This window comes from Pedobacter sp. SYP-B3415, assembly GCF_004138205.1.
Taxonomy (GTDB): domain Bacteria; phylum Bacteroidota; class Bacteroidia; order Sphingobacteriales; family Sphingobacteriaceae; genus Pedobacter.
On record NZ_RXNQ01000024.1, the window covers coordinates 1 to 1935 of the forward strand.

At 44.6% G+C, this 1935-nt stretch carries 1 protein-coding gene and 2 rRNA genes; all 3 read left to right on the top strand.

All coding sequences use genetic code 11. The features are described from left to right. Window positions 1-101: ribosomal RNA gene (locus EJV45_RS10330) — 23S ribosomal RNA — on the top strand; the annotation flags it as partial. Window positions 102-240: 139 nt separating this feature from the next. After that, window positions 241-352: ribosomal RNA gene (rrf, locus tag EJV45_RS10335) — 5S ribosomal RNA — on the top strand. Between the two features lie 1089 nt (window positions 353-1441). After that, a complete protein-coding gene (locus tag EJV45_RS10340) occupies window positions 1442-1684 on the top strand; it encodes a hypothetical protein (RefSeq protein ID WP_129715609.1) in 243 nt (80 codons plus the stop codon). The last annotated feature ends 251 nt before the right edge of the window (window positions 1685-1935 follow it).

Sequence of the window (1935 nt, forward strand, 5' to 3'; positions counted from 1 at the left end):
TCCATATCAGGACCGTAGCAGACTACTACGTTGATAGGTCACAGATGTAAAGGTGGTAACATCATAGTCGAGTGATACTAATCGTCCGAAGCTTTTTTCAAGCAACACAACTGTTGTTTGTTCTTCTAACTAACTTCTTTCAATAATATGTCAATAAGTTGAAAGTGAAAAGTAGAGAGTAGAAAGTATGCCAGTCATCTTTACACTTTACACTTTAGAGCTTTACACTTATAAAAATATTCAGGTGCCTATATCGGCGGTGTCCACCTCTTCCCATTCCGAACAGAGAAGTTAAGCCCGCCAGAGCCGATGGTACTGCGGTAACACGTGGGAGAGTAGGTCGGTGCCAAATCTTATCAATATGGCCTTAGCATTCACTTGCTGAGGCCTTTTTGTTTCTATACAAATCCAGATACTTCTGCTTGACCACCGCCGGTGGATGGGAACTTCCAAAACAGAATTTATCCATATTACTATTTGATAGCCTGATTAAGCCGCCTTTTCAAAGGACCTTCCTTGCCTCGGAGGTTCCTGAGCTTATATACAACAGATGTATGATCCATTACTTTCCTGGTTAACGCCTGGTACAAACCGGCTTTCAATTCTGCCGTTGCAACACGTGGTTTAAAGTCTTTATCATTTAGGTACATGACCGACAATGATACCGCATGAACATCATTGCGGATTTTGATAAATCGCGCTGGTGCCGGGGTATGGTAAAATCTGTTCCATGGTCTCAGGTTAACTGCCGTCCGGAGTGGTTCGAAAAGGTTCACTGTTCTATCCAATCTGAGATAGGCTGCGCTGCGATCTTGCACCGCTTCAAATTGGGTCGTATAGCCAGACAGAAGAGCCCGCGACGGCGAGTGGTACGATACCAGAGTTTCCCATTTACCGAAAAGTGAACGGCTATAAACTTTCGCAACACTTTCCCCGTACAACAATAGTTCATAGCTCCCCTTCACGCATCATCCAGACAGAGCGGAGCGGGCGAGCCCTTACCGATAGACTCGGGAAAGGATCTGACCTTAGACCCTGGTCGGATCTCCGCGATGCTCTGCCTAACCCATGGGGAATAACAACCTGGAATGAATGCAATAGATTTCGGTAAGATTTGAATATAAGAAATGAGTCCGGAGATCTGCGGTGCAAACCCTTCATCCGCTTATGGCGTATTGCGGCGCGCTACGGTCCTGGTCCTGATTCTTTATTTGAAAGACCCAGCCATATAGGTATTGAGACCCTGTAACGGATACATTTGGCTTGTGCGTTTGGCCGATTAAGAGGGTCTCAGATAATAGCTTCCGAGCAGGAGTTTCCGCCGCGAAACAACCAATTTGCACAATTTGTTTGCATCTCTTAAAAATTTTTCTGTCCGATAATCAGCTAGTTAGCAAATCGGATGAAAAATTAACCTGGAGGGTGTTGCACAGGAAGGGAAATGTTTCTACTTTTGCGCTCCGCTTCGGAAGGAAGGGGGCGCCGGAAGAAAAGGCAACAGAACAAAGGAAACGGCGTTTTTAGTCATTTTGAAGGGTTTGAAAAGCAGCAGCAGGACATTGATGCGGATAGAGGAAGCGCGATGAAAATAAAGAATGTTTTTTTTAAAACTTCTTTGCAGAAATCAAAACAATTTCTACCTTTGCAGCCCGGTTCGGAAGGAACAGGGATAATGAAAAGCTGAAGGGGGTAAGAGAAGAAAAAAAATAAAATCTTTTTCTTTGCGAAAACAAAAAGATTCTTACCTTTGCAGTCCCTGAACGAAAGGAAGGGAAAACGGAAGCAGCGGATGTTGCGGAAGTAAATATAAAAGATTGAAATCAACGCCTTGAGAAGAGGGAGCTAAGGCCGGGACGAACAGACCCGGAGGCGGTAACTAAAGGGAGAGGGATGAAGTTGAAAAGATATAAAAAACGGCAGCCGCGAGGTAAAAGA

Excerpts from the sequence above, each read along its gene's own strand:
- EJV45_RS10340 (WP_129715609.1), top strand. The coding sequence starts at position 1,442 with ATGTTTCTACTTTTGCGCTCCGCTTCGGAAGGAAGGGGGCGCCGGAAG.